This window comes from Pseudomonas putida (assembly GCF_028682475.1).
Taxonomy (GTDB): domain Bacteria; phylum Pseudomonadota; class Gammaproteobacteria; order Pseudomonadales; family Pseudomonadaceae; genus Aquipseudomonas; species Aquipseudomonas putida_AG.
In genome coordinates, this window is the sequence record NZ_JANHLE010000008.1 from 92,709 (window position 1) to 111,598 (window position 18,890).

Consider the following 18,890-nt stretch of genomic DNA (forward strand, 5'->3'; position numbering starts at 1 on the left):
AAAGGCATGGCCATTCCCGTACGCCGGTGCTGCATTTTTTGTTGCCGCGGATACCGCTTCAGCCGCTGCGCTTGTCCGCCAGCAGCAGGTTGTCCAGATCCAGTACCGCCCCAAGCAGTACCGTAGCGCCTTGCGCGCATTGCTCCGGTGAGGAGTATTCGCGGACGTTGTGCGAGAGCCCCTGGTACGAGGGAATGAAGATCATCGCGCTGGGTGCGACCCCGGCAACATGGGCTGCATCATGGCCGGCTCCGGACACCATGCGTCGCGCCGAATAACCCAACGCCTCGGTGCGGGCGGCGATGGCATCGACGATGCGCGCATCGAAGGTAACCGGTGGTTTGCGCCACACCCGGCGGACTTCTGCAGCTGGTGAAATTCGTTTGATTTCAGCGATCACCTCGTTCTCCAGCGCGCTCAGCTCAGCATCGACGGGATGACGCAGATCCACTTCCAGCGCGACCGTGCCTGGAATGACATTGCGCGAGTTTGGCCCGGCACTGATATAGCCGACGGTGCCGACGCCAGGCGAATGAGCGCCAGCCACGGCTTCAACCGCCAAGATGATCTTAGAGGCCGCAACCAGGGCGTCATCGCGCATGTTCATGGGACGCCCCCCGGCATGGGCGCCGACCCCCGGTACTTTAATGTCGAGCCAGCAGACACCCTGTACCGCGTCGACGACACCGATCTCCAGGTGTTCAGCTTCCAGCACCGGGCCCTGCTCGATATGCAGTTCCAGATAGGCAGAGAATTGCATGAAGCCGGGCTTGTGCTCGCCGGCGTAACCAATGGCGTCTAGCGCCTGGGCTACCGAGACACCGGACTTGTCGCAGGTCGCGGCAACGGTTGCCCATTCATGTGCGCCGCAGAACACTCCCGAGCCCATCATCGCCGGGGCGAAGCGCGAACCCTCCTCGTTGGTCCAGGCGATAACGGTGATCGGGTGCGCGGGACGCACCGAGGCGTCATGCAGCGCGCGCAGCACTTCAATGCCTGCCAGCACGCCAAGGATGCCATCGAAGCGGCCGCCGGCAGGTTGCGTGTCGAGGTGACTGCCCATGGCGATCGGGGCGAGACTGGCATCAAGGCCCGGATAGGTCGCAAAGATATTGCCGATCTGGTCGATCTGGATCGTGCAACCCAGTGCACGGCATTGCGCCACAAACCAGTCCCGGACCTGCCGGTCTTCGTTGCTGAGCGCCAGTCGGCACATCCCCGTTTCACCCAGGGCACCGAACTTCGCGGTCGACATCAGATCGCCCCACAGGCGTTCCGGCTGGATGAGCGGCTTGCGGTTCATGCTGTTGTCTCCACTCATTGCTGACCATCCTGTGGTTTTGCGTAGCGATATTTGAAATCACAGCAAGACGCGCCTTCCATCAGGGTCTGGGTGCGTTCAAGTTCGATATTCGCGTCGTAGCCTTTGGGGAACATGTAGTCGCGGTTGCAGGACAGCAGATGGCCGATCTCACCGAGGCCCATTTCGCGATACATCTCGGCATAACGGCAGCGATGGACGGTGTAGTGGAATTCCTCATCGGTGGCCTTGCCGACCGAGATGATCAGGGCGTCGTCCTGGGTCCACAGCTGCTGCAGATCCTGGAAGGTCCGCAGGCTGGTGCCGCCAGGCGTCTTGGCGGCGAACGATTGCCCCGCCTCCACCGCCGCCTTGCTGATAGCGGTGTCGAGGATCGACCGGGCTACTTCCTCACCCAGCCGGGCACGCATTTCCTCGTAAATCGGCGCGATGACACCGGCTTCGATACGGCGCCTGGCAAGAATGCCGATCTCGCCTTCGATGGCCGATGCCGGGCTGTGAACTGGCTTATCACTCATGCTGCTCCTCCTTCTATTGGAGTCTTTTATGGTTATCGCATCGGCAATATACCCAGCAGCACTTATTGAACAGAAACGGTTTTATCTGATAGGTTGATCGCAAAACGCGATAAATGCATGTGCCAGTCATCTGTACACTGCCAGCCGCACTGCATTGTTCAGTCCCTTTAAAGGAAAGGCTCCGATGGATACCGTCCTGCTGCGCAGCTTCTACAAAGTGGCCTCGGTTGGAAGCTTCAGTGAGGCGGCCCGGCTGCTGAACGCCAGTCAATCTACGGTCAGCGGACACATCGCCAAACTGGAAGACTATCTTCAGGCCCAGCTCTTTCGGCGCACTACCCGCAGTTGTCAGCTAACGACCGCGGGCGATCTGCTGCTGACCCACGTCACCACGCTGTTGCAGGTGATCGATCGGATTGAAGAGGAGTTCTGCCCCGCGCGTATGGGCGGGACGATCAAGCTGGGGTTGCCCGATGAATATCATCTGTTCTCGCGCCTTGCCCCGGTGCTGCAAACATTCATGGCGATGCGCCCGAAAGTGACCATCAAAGTCACCTCGGGATTGTCCTTTGAACACAGTCGGGCCTTGGCGGATGGCTTTCTGGATGCGGCCCTGCTGCGAGAGCCGTTGAAAGCCGGGCAAACCCCGGACCTGTGCCCTTCCCAGTTGGTCTGGATCGGCCTGGCGGATTTTGATCTGGACAAGACCGAGGTGTTGCCGTTAGCGCATATCTCCGGTCACTGCCTGTATTTTCGCCAAGCATTCACGGCCCTGGACCAGGCTGGCGTGCCTTGGCGGTCGGTGTATGACTGCAACACACTTGAAGGCATCCGTACTGCTGTTCGCAGCGGCCTGGCGATTGCGGCCATTCCCGAGGAAGACTGCCCCGATGATCTCTTCAAGCTCGAGCATCCGCGGTTGCCGCAACTGCCCATGGTGCACGGCCGATTCGAAACGGCCCACAGTGAACCGCCGGTGATCGTCCGCCAGCTGCTCACGACACTGCGCGATGCGTTGCAACTCGACGTGACGTGAGCAGTGCTCCTGCCCTGGCGCTAGGCCAAGAGTTTTCCCAGGCCCGGCAGGGGCGCATTCCCGCCGATCAGCTGCAGCGCGTGCCAGAAAGCGGCCTGGTTCGAGGTAATCACCGGGAGGCCCGTGTGCGCCTCAAGCGGTGCAATCAGGTCCAGTGTTGCCGCAGTGGTACAGGATAAGAAGATCGCATCCGCTGTCGCCGTATCCGCTTCAGCGATGGCGCGAAGATAGTGCTCCAGTCCCGGCGTCGCGATCTCCACATCGCTTTGCAGGCCAAAGCACAGACGATCCGAAAAACCGATACCCGCATCGCTGAAAACCCGGCTGGTGATTTCAGCGACATCCTCGGTGTAGGGGGCAAAAAACGCGATGTTGTCGCAGCCCAAATGCCTTAGCGCCTTGACCGCCGCGGTTGCCGGATTGGTGACCGACACACCGGGACGAATCGCAGAAATATGCTCGGCGATCTTCGCCGGACCAATGATCGCCGAACCGGACGTACAGGCAAAGACAATTGCATCCAGCCTGGCTTCCGGTAGCAGCAGTCGAACGGCGTCGGAGATTCCATCCTCAAGCTTGGCGAGCGTTTGCGGTGTCAGCGGCATGGACTGAGCAATTCTGGTGGTGACGATATCGACACCTGCCGCCAGCCCCATACGCCAGAAATCACGTTCGACCAATACATCCGACGCCAAGGCAATCAAGCCGATACAGGGGCGCGGTTGCTGCGCATTGGCAATGTCGATGCCCGTCTGGTGATGCTTCATGACCCGCTCTCCCGGTGATACCTGCAGTTGACCTCGCGGTTGGCATCATAGCGGATGACAAAAGCTCGACTCATGGTGAATTCCGGCAGACTTATTGCGGTTTGCGATTAATTGTTCAATATGGTCGATGTGTGTTCAGGAGTTCACCTCCAGCTCAGCCTCGATGCTGTGGCCGCCAGTACACCGATCAACTGAGAGCTAGGCTGGGTTTCGAATGGGAGCTTATCCATATACCACACCCTGTTCGCGCAGGTTCTCCAGCAAAGCCAGGCCTTGCGGCAGGATCGCCCCCACGTCGACGCCAATGGCTTCAGCCAAGGCTTGCAGATGCTCGCGCCCGCTGCAGTTGTGCGCCTGCAATGAAGCAAGCAGCGCATGGGCCAGCGGCGCCAGGCGCGAGAAATGCACCTGCAGGTCAGGACCGCGCCGCGCCAGTAACAAGGTCGGCTGGTCCGGGACCTGCTGTGGCAGATAGTCCGGGCCGATTTCGCTGACCGGCCACTGGTAGGCCAACGGCCAGGCCAGTGGCGACAGCAGCGGTACGCCATCGAGCAGGTCACCCAGCGCGTCATGCGCGGGCGCGCACGTGTCGCTCAGGAGCAGCGCGACCTCCACCCATTCGTAATGCGCCAGCTCCGCTACCCAGAGCGGCAGGTCCAGGGCGGCGCCACCACCCTCTTCGAGGAAGCTGAGAAACTCTGCGGATATTTCCGTGAACAAAGGCGTCTGGCAGCGGTAGTCGGCGTAAAAGGATTCGATCAGCGCCTGCCATTGCGTTGCCCCGAGGCTGGCGCGCATCACCGGGAAGCCACCGGCCAACAGCGACTCCACGTTGCCAAAGAACAACTGCCGGTACACCGCCAGGCGCCGCGCCTCGATACCCGGTGGCGGCGCGTTGTGCTGCGGGTCGCGCACATGGCGCGCCATACACTGCAATTGCTCCTGCAGGACCTCATGCATGGCGCACCTCCGGCCAGGCAATGGCAGCGTGCTGACGCAGGCGAATCTGTTCGACCTCGGACAGCAATTGCGTCAGCGGCGGGAAATTGAAATCGCGTTCCAGCAGGGTCGGCAGCGTGCCGAAGCGCTGGTAAGCCTGCTCCAGCAAGCGCCATACGTCGTTCTTTACCGCCGCGCCGTGGGTGTCGATCTTCAGGTCCGGCGCTTCGTCGTAGTGGCCGGCCACATGCATATAGACGACCCGCTCGGCAGGCAGCGCCGCCAGGTACTCCCCGGCGTCGTAACAGTGGTTGATCGAATTGACGAACAGGTTGTTGACGTCCAGCAGCAGGTCGCAGTCGGCCTCCTGCAGTACCGCGCAGAGGAAGTCGATCTCCGCCAGCGCCTGATAAGGCGCGGCGTAGTAGGAAATGTTCTCCACCGCGATACGCCGTTCCAGCACGTCCTGTGCCTGGCGAATCCGCGCAGCAACATGGCGGACGGCTTCGTCGGTGAATGGCAGTGGCAGCAGGTCGTACAGCTGGCCATCGTCCGAGCAGTAGCTCAGGTGCTCGCTGAAGAACGCCACATGGTGCCGGTCAAGAAATTCGCGGGTACGCCGCAGCAGCTCAAGATCCAATGGCGCCGGACCGCCAAGCGACAGCGACAAACCGTGGCAGGTCAGCGCGAAGCGCTCGGCGAGACGCGCCAGACCGTCGCCATGGCGGCCACCGACATTGATCCAGTTGTCCGGCGTGCATTCGAGGAAATCCACGGCATGGGTCGGCATCGCCAGCAGTTCAGGCAGCAAAGCGCGGCGCAAGCCGAGGCCGGCACCCTGTGGGAGATAAGGTGTGGTCATGGATATTCTCCAGAGCGGTCACCCTCCCCGGCGGGGAGTACAGGGAGGGTGCAAAACAGGACGCGAATCAGTTCTTGGCCTGGCTCAGCTTGGTGAACAGCTCGGTCGGTACTGGCTTGCCGTTGGAGAGGTATTGATTGCTGCGGAAGGTGTAGACCTCGCCCTCGGACAGAAAACCGTCCTTGTTGCTGTCCATCGCGGTAAATTCCGCGCCGCCTTGCGGTGCCACCGTCAGCAATTCCTTGAGCGAGACCCGGCCGTCGTCGTCGCTGTCAGTACGGGCGAAGGAGGCGTCGCCGCATTTACCTTCACCGCATTTACCTTCGGCGGCCTTGGTGTTGCTGGCTTGTGCCGCGCCACACTTGCCTTCGCCACATTTGCCTTCAGCGGCCTTGTCGGCGGCGGCCAGCTGATAGCCCTGGGGCAGCGCCTCCACGGCGAACGCGGCGGACGATACCAGGTTCAAGCCGCCGGCCAGGGCGACAGCGATCAGGCCAATACGGGTTTTGCCAGAGAGCTGGGTACGGGACATGGTGATTCTCCGGATACTGAATGCGGCCAAGCCGCGCAGGTCATGCCACAAGGGCGTTGTCACCCGGGTACGAGGCGCCGGGGCTGACCTCGTTCGGGTGTGGCCATTTCGCCACGGCGATGTATCCGTGACGTATCCGCAGGCAGGTACATTTGTAAGCGAATCAGCGGGCGGCGGTGGGCGGATACAGTGTGATACGTCAAACACGCCAGTACCTGGTAATTCTGTCAGGTGAAAAAAGTTCAGATTCATGTGAGCGTAGAGCGAACCCGAACGGCCTATACACAGCGCACACCCGGGCTGATCGGTGATCTTCAACGCAGGGACTGACATGAACGATCAATCACCACTGAGCGTCAATCCACCTGCGTTGCCCAAAGCTGGCGGTGCTATTCAAAGCATCGGCAAGGGCTTTGGCGGCGTGGGTACCACAGGTGCCGCTTCGCTGGAGCTGCCGTTGCCCATTTCCCCCGGACGCGGCTTTGCCCCGGCGCTAGGGTTAGGCTACAGCAGCGATATCGGCAACAGCCCGTTCGGGATCGGCTGGCGAATGACAACCGATGCCATCACCCTTCGCACAACCAAAGTCGTTCCGACTTACGACGGCAATGACCAGGTGGTTGGCCCCAGCGGCGTTGTGTGGATGCCGGAGCGCAATGAAAGCGATGGCAGGCCGATCTCCAGACAGGTGAGCAGCTACAACGGCGTGCAACTGGATGGCAAACACACCGTGGTACGTTACCGGCCCACCGACGAGAGTGGTTTCAATCTGATTGAGCATTGGTCGAGCACGCCCGATCCTGCGGGGTTCTGGCTGATCCACGGTGCCGATGGCAGCTTGCATCTTTATGGCAAAAACAAAAACGCGCGCCGCGCCGACCCGATTGACGAAACGCATGTCGGCGTCTGGATGATCGAAGAAAGCCTGAACACCCGTGGCGAACATATCGTCTACGAATACAAGCCTGAAGAAGACCTCCCAGCCCCGCCACAGCACCGCGACTACCGTGCTCAGCGTTATCTCAAGCGTGTGTGCTACGGCAATGAAAAAGCCGATCCGCACCTGTATGCCTGGAGTACCGACAGCTGGAAAAACCAGCTCTGGCACTTTCACCTGGTGTTCGACTATGGCGAACGCAACGCCGACCTTGAGCAGGTACCCAGCTTCGAGGAGCAGCAGCCATGGTTTGAGCGTAGCGACCCGTTCTGGAACTACGCCTACGGTTTTGCGCTGGCCACCCGGCGCCTGTGCCGGCAAGTGCTGATGTTCCATCACTTTCCGAAAGAAGAACAGCTGGGGAAAGAGCCCGTGCTGGTCCAGCGCCTGTTGCTGGAGCATCGTCCAAGCCCGTTGGGCTACAACTATTTGACCGCAGCTCACGTCCAGGCTCACGACAGCCTCGGCCAGGTCGAGAGCCGACCGCCACTGGAGTTCAGTTACAACGCGTTCACCCTTGATCCGCAGCATCAGGGCTGGACGCCGTTCCCTGAGATGCCCGGTTTGAATGACGGGGAACGTTACCAGCTGGTGGACCTGTACGGTGAAGGCATGCCGGGGATATTGTGCCGCTATGACAAGGGCTGGTACTACCGCGAGCCGTTGCGTAGCGAAACCGGCGGTAATGAGGTGAGCTACGGTGACCGGCAACTGCTACCGCGTGTTCCGCTGGCCGACAGCCGCAAATCCGCTCGGCAGTCGCTCACGGACCAGACCGGCGACGGTAAACTGGACTGGCTGGTGGCCCAGCCTGGCATGTGCGGCTTTTTTACCCTCCAGCCTGATCGAAGCTGGTCGAATTTCGTGCCGTTCGAGGCCTTTCCCTGCGAGTTTTTCCACCCCCGTTCACAAGTCACCGACCTGCAGGGTGGCGGCCTGAGCGACATGGCCTTGATCGGCCCCCGCAGCGTGCGCCTGTACGGTAACTGTCGCGAGGCCGGGTTCGCCAATGGCATTGATGTGCCTCATCGGCAGGACGACGATGACCTGCCGCTGCTGAGCAATTCGGCAACCGAGCTGGTGGCCTTCGCCGATATCATTGGCAGCGGGCAGCCGCATTTACTGCGTATCCGTCACGATGAGGTCAAATGCTGGCCAAACCTGGGCCATGGCCGCTTCGGCAAGGGCTTCGTGCTGTGTGCCCTACCGTTCAGGTACGACGAGTTCAATGCTGCACAGGTGCTACTGGCCGATCTCGACGGCTCGGGCGCAGCCGATCTGATCTACCTGCACGCCGATTGCATACAGGTGTTCATGAACCGGTCCGGTAACGGCTACGACCTGACCCCCAGCGAGCTGCCCTGGCCCGACGGCGTGCGCTACGACCGACTCTGCCAGGTCAGCACCGCCGACCTGCAAGGGCTGGGGTGCTCCAGCCTGATCTTGACCGTACCGCACATGGAACCACGGCACTGGCGCTATGATTTCGTCAAGGCCAAACCCTATCTGGTCAACACCACCTGTAACAACATGGGCGCCACCAGTCAGGTGAGCTATCGCAGCTCGGCCCAGGAATGGCTGGATGAAAAGCAGGAGCAGATGGCTGCCGGCGTTGAACATCCCGTTTCAGCATTACCCTTTGCCATGCACCTGGTGAGCCGGCAAACCCAGATCGACGAGATCACCGGCAATCGTCTGACCCAGGGCTTCAGGTACCGTGGCGGTTACTACGATCGCTTCGAACGCGAGTTCCGTGGCTTTGCTTTGCTCCTGCAGACCGATACCGAAGCCACGCCGACTGAACGTTCGACAGCCGGTTTTACCGCGCCGATCCTGAGCAAGACCTGGTTTCACACGGGCAAATCCATCGATGTGTCACGGGACGGTTACTACACCCGCGATCCATTGGCCGTCCCCCTGAAGCCCACCCTGGCGCAGAACTATCACTTCAATGACCGCGCAGCCCAACCACTGACGGCCCCCGGCGACGCCCTCGCCCGCGAAATTGCCCGAACCCTGAGCGGCAGGATCATGCGCACGGAGGTGTTCGCCGCAGACGACGATCCGGCTACTGCCGTGCCCTACACGGTGAACGAGAACAGATACCTGGTAAGGGTCCTGCGCACCCGAGGCGAACATCAGCCTTATGCAGTGCTGCAACCTCTGGATCTGGAATCGATCAGCTACCAGTACGAACCGCACATCAGTGATGACCCGCTCTGCCAGCACAGCCTGAACCTTGAGTGGGACGAATATGGCAACCTCACGCATGCCATGACCGTGCATTACGCCCGGCGCAAAACCCAAGACGATGCACCGCCCTTCAGCGACGTGCATCATCAGACCTGGTGGAAGGACGCCCATGACGAAGCTCAACAGGCCTGGTACCTCACACAGAGCAAGGCATTGTCCATTCATTTACCGGAGCAAGAGGCCTGGCGCCTGGGCCTGCCTTACCAACAGCGCAGCAATGCCCTGATGCTGGATAAGGCCGCACTGAACCCAGCCACGATCAACCATGAGTACGTCCTTGAACAGAGCAAGGACGAAGGCGCGTGGGCAGCACAAGCCGTGCTGACCGGCCTGTCAATGCAGCGCTATATCGACCCCGTCAGCGGCCTGACACTGGCGCCGGGTACCGCGACCTTCGAAGGCTTACCCGCGTATGTGGAAACGGCGGAGCTGGACGAAGTGGCACTCAGCGCTTACGACAGGGTCAAGGACCAGCTGACCGACAAGGATGGCAATCCGTGCAGTCTGAAAGAAAAGCTTGAATCGCCAGAGGTCGGCTATCACATCATGGAGCTGTTCTTGCCCGAGGCTGAAAAGCCCGAGGCAGTGACGGATTACGTGTGGTCAGCCGTGGAGTGGTGGTTTCTCGGGACTGAAAAGGTGGAAGACGCCAAAGACTACTTGTGGTCCGTGCACCGGGGCTTTCCTGTTTACCATGGCCTGGACGGTTTCTATAACGTCAAGGAGTTTCGCGAAACGCAACACCATGGCATCACCAAAGTCGCCTACGACCCCTACTGGTGCCTGAGCACTGCCGTCACCTTGCCGGACGGCTGTACCACCCGTAGCCGCGACATTGACTATCGGACATTCCTGCCGGCGCAGATCGAAGATGCCAATCTCAATATTCAGGAAGGCCGATACAACGCATTTGGTGAGCCGCTGGTGACCAGTTTCTACGGTACAGAGGCAGGCAAGCCCGTAGGCTTTGATGGTTTGCAGAACTATGTTGCACCGAAAGACCGCGACCCTGCGATTGCCATTGGCGACCCGAAAGCAGCCATCGGCCGCTTCGCCAGTGCCGGTTTCTGGGACACCTTCAGCTGGATGGGACGCGTCTCCCGGATCTCGCCACCGTCTGCCGAGTGGCTGAGTTGGGCCCGGGCCGAAGGTTTCGTCCTGCCCAGCGGGCACCTGTGCAACAGAGCCCGACAACACCTCGAAGACCGCGACGCGCTTGATGCCAACGAACAAACCCTCAAACAACTGATCGACAGCGCCCAGCGTGAGCCGGTGTACGCCGTCGGCATGCTGGCTGACCGCTACCCGGGCGATGAAGAGATGCAAGTGCGGGTGAGCATTACCTGCCTGGACGGATTCGGTCGCACCCTGCAGAGCAAACAGGAAGTCGAACCCGGTAAGGCCTGGCTGGTCGATGAAAACGGCGAGTTGCTGCTCGAAGACGACGGTACACCGAAGGACGCTGAGGTGCCACGGCGCTGGCGGGTCAGTGAACCGGTCGAGTACAACAACAAAGGCGAAAAGGTCCGGGTTTACCGACCGTACTTCGCCGACCAGCCGCGTTACATCAATGACCGCTCGATGCGCCAACACGCCTATCACGACCAGCAGTTTTATGATGCGGCGGGCCGCCCGACCGAGACCGTGCTGGCGAAAAAAATGCTCCAGGGCAATCCGCCTGAGCTAAAGCCGTTACGCCGGGAGATGTGGTATTGGGTGTGGAGCACGGTCGCTTTTGATGAGAATGATCTGTTTGACTCGCCTCCGGCGGAAAAACCGAAATCGCCGTGGGGGACAAGTACGACCCGGCATTGACTCGAAGCGAATGCAGGTAACTGCACAAGGGGGCTGAGAAGGGATCAGCTGGATGTTATGTTCGGCTATTTACTCTTTCGCCTTGGCATGATGAAACCATTAGCGTGAATCAGTAGGGGAAACCCAGGTTGCCTATTGATTGGGTTTACCATCGCAGCAGGCACAACATAGTACCTGCTGCGACTTAAGCCCAGGCAAAAAAGCTACAACTTTTCAATAATGCCTGATGAATAGTGATGTCCCGAAGACCCATGCCCCTTGTAATATGCTAAAAAAACTGAATTATCACCCAGCACTCCTTCAAACACCACCATATCAGGATTGAAATACCTGGCAACCGCACCTTTGTTATTGATTTTGAACCTGCTAGTTTCATCAAAAGCAATGGCACCACCTGAGCAGTAAAACCTTCCTATGATGAACTTTTCCGATTGCAAGAAGAAAGCCTTAAAGGCTCCGATATCACAATAATGGCTTGAACCATGCAGACTTCCCATCACCCAGACCCATGCATTATTATTCACGCTAACGGTTTTGCCGGAAACACCAATTCCATTACCCTCAGCCAGGTCAACTTTTAACTCACCGTTATCGGGGATAATGCCGCCATTACTTTTAAGTCGCGCACTCACGGTTTTACCGGAGACGGCAATACCGTCACCTGCAGTCAAGTCAACCTTTAATTCGCCACTGTCAGTGGTGATGCCGCCATTGTTTTTGAGACTCACACTCACGGTTTTGCCGGAGACAGCAATACCGGCTCCAGCCACCGGATTGGTCACGGTGGTATCAACAATCAGTTGCTTGCCACTCAAGGTGATCCCGCCGTCGGTTTTAAAGTCCACACTGACGGTCCTTCCGTCGACGCTGATGCCGTTGCCCGCCGTCGGATTGGTCACTGCGCTATCAACGATCAGCGCATCGCCCTCCAATTTGAGACCGCCCTTATCTTTGAATTTTGCACTGACGGTTGTGCCCGAGACACTGATACCGTTACCCGGCGTCGGGTTGGTCACCGCAGTGTCAACGATCAGCGCATCGCCCTCCAATTTGAGGCCGCCCTTGTCTTTGAATTTTGCACTGACGGTTGTGCCCGAGACACTGATACCGTTACCCGGCGTCGGGTTGGTCACCGCAGTGTCAACGATCAGCGCATCGCCCTCCAATTTGAGGCCGCCCTTGTCTTTGAATTTTGCACTGACGGTTGTGCCCGAGACACTGATACCGTTACCCGGCGTCGGGTTGGTCACCGCAGTGTCAACGATCAGCGCATCGCCCTCCAATTTGAGGCCGCCCTTATCTTTGAATTTTGCACTAATGGTCCTGCCCGAGACACTTATACCCGGGCCTGCAAGCGGATTGGTCACCGTCGTGTCAACGCACAATATTCCGTTAGCTAGTTTCAATCCCTCACCCGGTCCTGGGCCAGGTGTACCATTATCTACTAGCTCCCCTAGTCGCACTTGGGAAAGCACTGCAAGGTCAATAAATTCACCAAAGTCTTTTTCAGTCGGAACAGATCCCGTCTTGAACCGATCCTTTATGGGATGCGTTGAGTTCAAGGCGTTGGAATCATCTTTAACATCTTCTGATTTGTTCATGGAAAAATCCTTTTGATCGGTGGTTGGTTATTTCAATACAACGCTCGATCTACTGTGTCCTCTGGCTTTTCAGGATCGCTGATATAAAGCAACTTGTTCTCAAAAATCTTGTCAGCGTCTTCGAGTGCTTCCTGGCTTTCTTCTGGGCTGGCAATTTTCATATTGCCGATCCCGAGCAACATCATCGCAAACTCCAGAGGGACCTTGAATTGATCACAACTCACTCTGATTGCAATACGATATTTATAGTAGGTGTGACACTCGATAACCCATGTGAACCCCTCTGCGGTGAGTCTGGCGCGCTCTCCTCCTAACGGCGGCGTCGCCTTTACTTCTTCGGGGTCGCCGCCGCCGTCTATGGCCCACTCCAGGCCAACCAACTGGTCTATGAGTACGCACTCGGCGCTGGGTTTGAGCTGCAGTTGAAAGACCTTACCCAACGTTATCGGCAAAAAGTCTTTGTCCATATCCATTGGTTTACCATCGAACAACAGCACAAATTGCCCCCACGGTTGAGTCGGTATCATTCGAACATTGAATGCGTGCTGTTCGGCTGTTTTGTTGTAGGGCGCGTCGAAGTTGGCGGTGACCGTATGATCTTCGCCCTTGATCGGCTGGTACTGATAGCGGGCCCATCCCTGCTGATCGGTCAACACATCTTCAGAACTGCCATCAGGCTTGGCCCAGCTCACCACAACGCCCTCAGCCGGGCCAGTCGTCACTGCGTTATGCAGGCAAACCGCCAGGTCGATGGTTTCGTCTTTTGGGAAAACCGGCCAATACTCCGGCTGCTGGTGCTCAACCTGTTCAAGTTTGAAATGCCCCACGGTGCACGGGAGGGTAAATGGGTCGGCGTTATAAATACTCTGAAAGGTTATGTCCAGGTTACCGCTACCCAAGTTACCGCTAATCACGTTGTATGCTTTACCCATCTGTTGGGTGCCATCTTCCTTTGGATCGGTCATCGACAGTTCAACCTCGAGTGTCGATGCCGCGTCTTTGTCTGCCCACTCGGCATAAACAAGTGTACCTGGGTAGCCCTGCTCTGGCGCCCAACCACACTCGGTATCAACCACAGGTGCAAGCAGATGTGTTGCGCCCCGGCAGATCGGCACTTTGCCATTGGGCAGGAATCGGGCATCCTGGTTACCCAGTTTGATCGGGGTATCGCTCAGCTTCAGCGGTTGCAAATGCAGCTTGACCTCAACGGCCGTGAAATGCAGCGCACCAGGGCGCCACGGCCATTCGCCTTTGGGCGACTCTTCTTCCGGCGGCGAACCTGGATCGGGCGATGTCTCTGGGTTGAGACCAGATGCAACCCGTAACTCAAATTTATTGTCACCCTCCTTAAACGGACTAAAGTCCACCTGGTCTTCCAACCAGGGCATAGTCTTAGTCGATTCGCGCGAAGGACCAACCAATGGTTTTGGTTTAAACCGCGCAGTAGGAAATGCCCACAATTCGAGGTATGGTTGAACCACCGGTTCCGATGAATTTTGTGACGGCTGATACTCGAGATGTAGCCTGTACGTACTTTTATAAGGATCGACCGGCAAGCTAAAATGTTGTTTTACAATGCCGTAGTAGAGGTAGACGTAGTTACGTTCTTCGTCATTCTCCTGTGAATATCTGCTGCCATCGCCATGGAGCTCCCAGTATTTCATCCCAGGCTCAACAAAGTTTCCGTTAAGAATAAGACTGCGTTCGATGTCCATCGATGAAAGCTCCAGGTGAGTGGCATCTAAGTACCAAGATAACTGAGCACACAATAAAAACCGCTACCCGCCCACTGTTGAGTCACGCGCCATCACTCTCCCCCAACAGCTTTTCGACCTCACCGCTGAAGGTCTGGCCGCCGTCAACGGCGGTGTAATGGAAGTGCACAATAATATCGGTTATGTTCCCCAGCAGTTTTTTCTGCGTGTCAGATTGAAAACGCGGAAACTCCAATAGCCATTCAGAATCCGCACCGGTACCCTCAAACGGCAAGTAGCGACCGTCGTCAAAGTTCATCTGCAGCACACCGTTATCATCGAGCCCGTTCGAAATCGCAATCTGTCCGGAGGGCCGCAGATTGAACTTGATATCGCCAGGGTTAGCCTGCTCATTGTTGGCATCATGGCAATAGCGCACAGCGGCGATTTCTGGCTTGATCACTGTTTTGCTGGAAACCTGCAGTAACCTCGCTTTAATGTCCTGATAGGGGCCGAGCACTGCAGGAAGGGTGACGGCAACCCGCAACAGTTGCCGCAGGTACAGGCCCGGATAGTCCTCGTCGAGCATCTTCGCGGTCACCGAAAACGGCAACGAGCCTTTGCTTTTCAAGGTTTCCAGTGCGCCCGCTGGTCCTGCCCACGCCGGTTCACCGAACAACTGGCGTAATGACACGGTCTTGACGATCTCCAGGCGCCGCTCGTTACGATGGATGAATGCCGACTCCATGTTCAACAGCGCCAGCTTCAATGCGTCGCCCGCCGTGAGGCCGTGGTAGTTGTCGAACCAGACATTGGGTTGGATGAAGGATGTTTCGTAATCGCCGATCTCGTATTGCCAACTGGCTTGAACCGAACTGCATAAGGCGACGACTGCATCGTATGTTTGAAAATGCAGGGTCGACATCTGGCCCAGCAACCAACGGAAAAGCGAAACCTTGGTGCCGCGCGTCTTGGTCAAAAAGGTGTTGAGCTCGCCAGCGTGCCCCTGGGCGCGGACTTGCTGCGCCAGCGCCGTCTTCGCGGCCGTTATCTGGATGTCCTGGACCTCGATCTGTGCGGTGAGCGCTTCAGCTTCCTTGCTGGCAAGGTCACGTAAATGCCCCCACTCCTGACTACGGCGAGAATAACGCTCAGACGCATCAAGGTTCCCTGAACGGGATTGCTTTGTAATACCGGTAATCGAGGACGCCGTTCCGGTTGCATAGGCGGGACCAGCCGCACGGTATCCACCATTGGCAAGCCCGAAGACATTAGGAAGCGTGTCCAGAGCGCCCCCCAATGTTGAGAAAACAGCACTCGCTTGCTGGGGTGGCAAGGCTTGAACCATCAAGCCCATCGCCTCCCCTTCGTTCTTCGATGTGCGCTCGTCAGCCAAACTACGGTAGTACTCGAAACGCAACTGAACCGCCGCTAAATTGGCTTCAAGGGACGCTTTGGTTGCTTCAACCTGGGCAATGCTCTCTTCCTGCAACTGAACCGCGAAACCGGCCATCTCGACCAGTTGACTCTGGACCATTTCTTCTTGTTGAGCGCGATCGCCTTGCTCCATGAATTGACGGACTTGTTCGCCAAAGCGGATTAACGTCTCCACCGCACTCTGGGCGCGCCCAAGAATTGACAGGAAGCGATACGGAGGGACGACAAAATGGCCACCCGGATTACGCTGACCGAAGCCTGCGCTGCCTGCCTGGGCCCGCAGCAAATCTTGAGGATTGGCCATAGCCTCGTAAAGCTGCAAACTCATGGGCTTGCCATCGAGGGTCAGATTCCGGCGCATAGTGCTCAGGCGTGACGCTAAGGTTGCCCAGATTTCCAGCAAGCTCTCGTTCACCGGCGGTTGAAAGGCAGGCGAATCCAGGACACCCCACCACACAGGCCCACCCGGACGCTGGGCAATGTTCGCCATCAGCGCCGGATCAATTGACGCTTCCAGCGCCGCTAGACGCACGGTATCAGACGACGCAAGACTTTCCAGGGGCGCGGGATGCCAACGACTGACACCGCGATAGTCCGGGGGATTGCCCATCAAGCTAAGCGCACGTACATAGAGCAGCTTCGCTTCGCTCAAACTATCCCGGGTCTGGCGTCGGTATAGGCCGTCAGCCCAGTCGATCAGATTGCGCACATAGTCGATGAAAATGGTTTTGCGGTAGTGCTCGGGGGTGGAATAGGCAATCGCATCCGGGTCGGTTGGCCCTTCAATTTCATAGTTCATATCGCCCTCTTCAAGCAGAGGGCGAGACTGCCAGTAGCTCTGGGCTTCGCGGGCAGCAGGAATAACCCGTGCCGCCGGATTGAAAACATAGTGCAGCCAGTTCTGCGCCTGCGCATGGTTGAGTTCCAGCTTCAAGCGCTGTGCAATCAGGTGCGGGACATGGAAGAACAACTCCCAGAGAAACCGGCCATTGGCGCCATTGAAGTCCAGCGGGACCGGCACACCCGGGGTCTCGGGCGTACCAGGTTCAGGTAAGTGCTGGGTATCCCAATGCAGCAGCTGGTCGACCGAGACTGCCAGGCGTTGAATCAGGTGCTGGCTGAACAGCGAGTTCAGACGAACACTGGGCACCTGGAAACCACTATCGTTGAACGTGAGGAACTGCCCGCCGTTCCCTTTACCGCCTACTTGAGCTTCTACGATCGACGGTGCCGATGCCGAGGTGGCCTTTAACCTGACATCGAACCAGCTGTAGCCCGTAGAGGGGTTATCTGTTTGAGTCGCACCGAAGATAAAAGCCTGGCGCTCCGGAGTTTGACTGTTTAGCGAGCCCGCATAAGTGACTGCCGCTGTCTTGATGTCGCCACTTAATACCGCTGTCCCATTCCAGACTTCACCTTGCTGTTCGTAGTCATCTCCGAAGCGCTTCCAGATGCGTAGCTTTGTTGCCTTGAACCGATCAAATTTAGTATGCAGAAAATTTCGCTCGCTGGCGAAACCAATGGATTTGCCGTTGATCGTAATTGTAAAGTTTATTCCAGAAGTTACTTCTTCAGGCGATGCGTTATTGATAGCCTCTACGATCTCATGCGAGACCATGAATCGTTTACTAAACAGCCCCTTGTGCGGCCCGGTTTTTAACAGTGAGGTCTGCTTGTACCAGACCTCTACGCTGGCTGGACTGAGCATGAGTTCAGGGTGAAAAATCAGCGTTGCCCGGCTGCCCTCACTCTGTAGATCGCCCTCTTGTATTTCAATTTTTACAATGGGCTGGCCCGGTGCCAACGCCGTGCTAAGAAACAGCCTGTCAATGCGCTTGGTGTAACGAAGCGCTGTACACTTGCCGCGAATGTTAAATTTGACATCACTGGTGCTCGACGTTACAAACTCAACCTCCAGCTCCAGGTGCTGGTTAACTCCATCTATCGGTTCAAACGGAACCCAGCCTTCAATCGGGGCGCGATTCTGAGTGATGCTGGCCAGTTCATATTCCAGTTTGCTGTAGGCATCTTCGATATCAACGAAACGCTGCTGCACAACGGCTGCATCGGTATAACGCACCAGGGCCAGACCCGCTAATTTGCCTGCGTCCACCTGTACCGGCTCGAAAGCCGAATTCCATGCGTTGACGAGTACTGGTTCATCTCCTGCTACATCGGCCTGTTTACTTGCAGCCTTTTGGGGAAGCGGTACCAGTGCTACCACCAAGGTCGCGCCAACTTGGGAAAAACTGGTAAACGATACGGCCATCAGGGTGTATTGAAGTTTCTCGTCAGCCGTAGTCAGATGCCCCACATTCATCGGCGCAACCCACATGCCGTTCACGTCAAGATAAGACAGTTTTACTTCATGGCGCCATTCTGCCGTGGCCGCAGTGTCACCTTGAGGTTGGCGTTCATGCCTGATGCGCTCGACCCACACCAGATAAAGGCGCTTTGCCGAGTAAACCGGGCGTATATGCGTGACATCCCTACCAAAGCTAAGGCTGATCTCCGTCCATTCCTCCCAAGCCGTCGGGTTCATGCGGGTATTGCTCGGCTGTAACGAGACCTTGGCTTTGCGGAAAAAATAGCGCAGGGGGGTGAATTTTTCGCTACCGATAAAATAGTAATCAGACTGGCGCCGGTCACAGCCATCCATGTAGCCGGCGCGAACCTGCAGGTTGCTGACCTGGTCGAAAGTGCTCAGGTAGTTCATTAGCGCTTCACGGACCCGCGTATCGTTGATGCGCGCCTGGTTGATGTCCATCTCGAGTGTTTTGAACAGTTCGGTTTTCTTCAGCCGTAGCGACGGGTCAATATAGTTTTCCGGGTAATACTGGAGCATTTCATTAGCCGACCAGATGGCATACTGCGATTCCCAATCACGCCAGAACGCTACCTCCTCTTGACTGAAGACACGGTCGTGGCCGGGCTCCATACCGTTGTAAATACCATGAATGTACTGCTGCAGGCTGGCGATGGCCTCCGCAACCCAGGAGGTCTTGACCTTGTCACTGACCTGGTTGTCGATCAGTTGGTACTGGTACAGATCTTCGGCGGTTTTCAGTTGACCGCTGGCGGTGCCTTCAGCGGGGGCGACCTGACCAAGGAAGTACTTGACCATCGCCTCGCGGCGGTCCTCGTTGAGCTTGGCAAGCAAAGGCAGTTGGCTGTTCAT

At 57.6% G+C, this 18,890-nt stretch carries 11 protein-coding genes; 2 read left to right on the plus strand and 9 right to left on the minus strand.

Features of this window, described 5'->3' with window-relative positions; translation table 11 throughout:
- Nucleotides 1-58 precede the first annotated feature (58 nt).
- Nucleotides 59-1,321, minus strand: a complete 1,263-nt coding sequence (locus tag NPS47_RS09390) for a hydantoinase/carbamoylase family amidase (protein ID WP_274294713.1) — start codon at nucleotides 1,319-1,321, stop codon at nucleotides 59-61.
- On the minus strand, nucleotides 1,318-1,839 hold the full coding sequence (locus NPS47_RS09395) for an L-2-amino-thiazoline-4-carboxylic acid hydrolase (protein WP_274294714.1): 522 nt from the start codon (nucleotides 1,837-1,839) through the stop codon (nucleotides 1,318-1,320). The genes NPS47_RS09390 and NPS47_RS09395 overlap by 4 nt, the downstream gene beginning before the upstream one ends.
- A 184-nt stretch (nucleotides 1,840-2,023) precedes the next feature.
- Between NPS47_RS09395 and NPS47_RS09400 the strand changes: the two genes are divergently transcribed.
- Nucleotides 2,024-2,875: a LysR family transcriptional regulator gene (locus tag NPS47_RS09400; RefSeq protein ID WP_274294715.1), complete on the plus strand. Its 852-nt coding sequence runs from the start codon at nucleotides 2,024-2,026 to the stop codon at nucleotides 2,873-2,875.
- A 20-nt stretch (nucleotides 2,876-2,895) separates the two neighbouring features.
- On the opposite strand, the gene NPS47_RS09405 is transcribed toward NPS47_RS09400, so the two are convergent.
- The 4 genes from NPS47_RS09405 to NPS47_RS09420 all read right to left on the minus strand — a co-directional run bounded on the left by NPS47_RS09405 (nucleotide 2,896) and on the right by NPS47_RS09420 (nucleotide 5,975).
- Nucleotides 2,896-3,642: a maleate cis-trans isomerase family protein gene (locus NPS47_RS09405; RefSeq protein WP_274294716.1), complete on the minus strand. Its 747-nt coding sequence runs from the start codon at nucleotides 3,640-3,642 to the stop codon at nucleotides 2,896-2,898.
- A gap of 222 nt (nucleotides 3,643-3,864) precedes the next feature.
- On the minus strand, nucleotides 3,865-4,602 hold the full coding sequence (locus tag NPS47_RS09410) for a DNA-binding domain-containing protein (protein WP_274294717.1): 738 nt from the start codon (nucleotides 4,600-4,602) through the stop codon (nucleotides 3,865-3,867).
- Complete coding sequence (locus tag NPS47_RS09415) at nucleotides 4,595-5,443, minus strand: DUF692 domain-containing protein (protein ID WP_274294718.1); 849 nt, start codon at nucleotides 5,441-5,443, stop codon at nucleotides 4,595-4,597. Before NPS47_RS09415 ends, NPS47_RS09410 begins: the two co-directional genes overlap by 8 nt.
- Nucleotides 5,444-5,510: 67 nt before the next feature.
- Nucleotides 5,511-5,975: a hypothetical protein gene (locus NPS47_RS09420; protein WP_274294719.1), complete on the minus strand. Its 465-nt coding sequence runs from the start codon at nucleotides 5,973-5,975 to the stop codon at nucleotides 5,511-5,513.
- Between the two features lie 331 nt (nucleotides 5,976-6,306).
- On the opposite strand from NPS47_RS09420, the gene NPS47_RS09425 reads away from it, so the two are divergent.
- A complete protein-coding gene (locus tag NPS47_RS09425) occupies nucleotides 6,307-10,980 on the plus strand; it encodes a SpvB/TcaC N-terminal domain-containing protein (RefSeq protein ID WP_274294720.1) in 4,674 nt (1,557 codons plus the stop codon).
- Between the two features lie 203 nt (nucleotides 10,981-11,183).
- On the opposite strand, the gene NPS47_RS09430 is transcribed toward NPS47_RS09425, so the two are convergent.
- From NPS47_RS09430 to NPS47_RS09440, 3 genes are all read right to left on the minus strand, one after another.
- The gene (locus NPS47_RS09430; protein WP_274294721.1) at nucleotides 11,184-12,581 is read right to left on the minus strand and encodes a hypothetical protein; all 1,398 of its coding nucleotides are present in this window, start codon (nucleotides 12,579-12,581) and stop codon (nucleotides 11,184-11,186) included.
- 32 nt (nucleotides 12,582-12,613) lie between these two features.
- Nucleotides 12,614-14,296, minus strand: a complete 1,683-nt coding sequence (locus tag NPS47_RS09435) for a hypothetical protein (RefSeq protein WP_274294722.1) — start codon at nucleotides 14,294-14,296, stop codon at nucleotides 12,614-12,616.
- 82 nt (nucleotides 14,297-14,378) lie between these two features.
- The gene (locus tag NPS47_RS09440) at nucleotides 14,379-18,890 is read right to left on the minus strand and encodes a neuraminidase-like domain-containing protein (RefSeq protein WP_274294723.1); all 4,512 of its coding nucleotides are present in this window, start codon (nucleotides 18,888-18,890) and stop codon (nucleotides 14,379-14,381) included.